The organism is Bartonella sp. AP258QHHD, assembly GCF_042196145.1.
Taxonomy (GTDB): Bacteria; Pseudomonadota; Alphaproteobacteria; order Rhizobiales; family Rhizobiaceae; genus Bartonella.
In genome coordinates, this window is sequence record NZ_JBHIPR010000060.1 from 499 (window position 1) to 1385 (window position 887).

Below are 887 nucleotides of genomic sequence, written 5' to 3' on the forward strand. Positions count from 1 at the left end.
TGATTGTGATAGGGTATTTGTTTTTTACAGATATTTCTTTTGCAGATGGATTAGACAAAACTAAAACATTTACTGGTTTATTGGATTTGATAGAACATCAATCTCATCAATGGCATTCAAAACTACATTATTATGGTTTTCGTCTTTTTTGGTTATTGGCTATTCTTCAATTTCTTTTTAGCTTTATTCCTTTTTTGTTTAAGCAATCTGATATTGCTGATTTAGTTGGGGAGTTAGTGAAGTTCATTCTTGTTATAGGCTTTTTTGCAGCTCTTTTAGAATATTCTCAAGAATGGGGGACAGCTATTGTTGAGAGTTTTCGTACAGCAGCAGCTCATGCAAGCGGAAGATCCAGGAGTCTTTTTCCTGCAGATGTTTTGGGTGAAGCTTCTAATATTATGGAAGCTATGGCAAATGTGAGCACTTGGAATCCGATCACTTCTGTGTTGATTGCTGTTCAGTCTATTATTGTTTTTTTATGCTTCTGCTATATCGCTGTTTTACTAGCTGTTACACTTGTTGAATCATATATCGTAATCAATGCATCTGTTATATTTATGGGGTTTGGGGCGACCCAATGGACACGAGAGATAAGTATAACAACATTTCGCTACGCTGTCTCTGTTGGTGCAAAATTATTCGTACTTACACTCTTAGTGACTTTGATTGTTGATGCTATGGGGGCATGGAAAGAAGCATATGTTTATTCTGCGGCGTCAAATTGGACATTGCTNATGGACACGAGAGATAAGTATAACAACATTTCGCTACGCTGTCTCTGTTGGTGCAAAATTATTCGTACTTACACTCTTAGTGACTTTGATTGTTGATGCTATGGGGGCATGGAAAGAAGCATATGTTTATTCTGCGGCGTCAAATTGGACATT

General features: G+C 36.8%; 1 protein-coding gene. It reads left to right on the plus strand.

Annotation, left to right across the window (positions count from 1 at the left end):
• On the plus strand, nt 1-830 hold an 830-nt coding region (trbL, locus tag ACFIMM_RS06715; RefSeq protein ID WP_375692678.1), incomplete at its 5' end, for a P-type conjugative transfer protein TrbL.
• Nucleotides 831-887 lie beyond the last annotated feature (57 nt).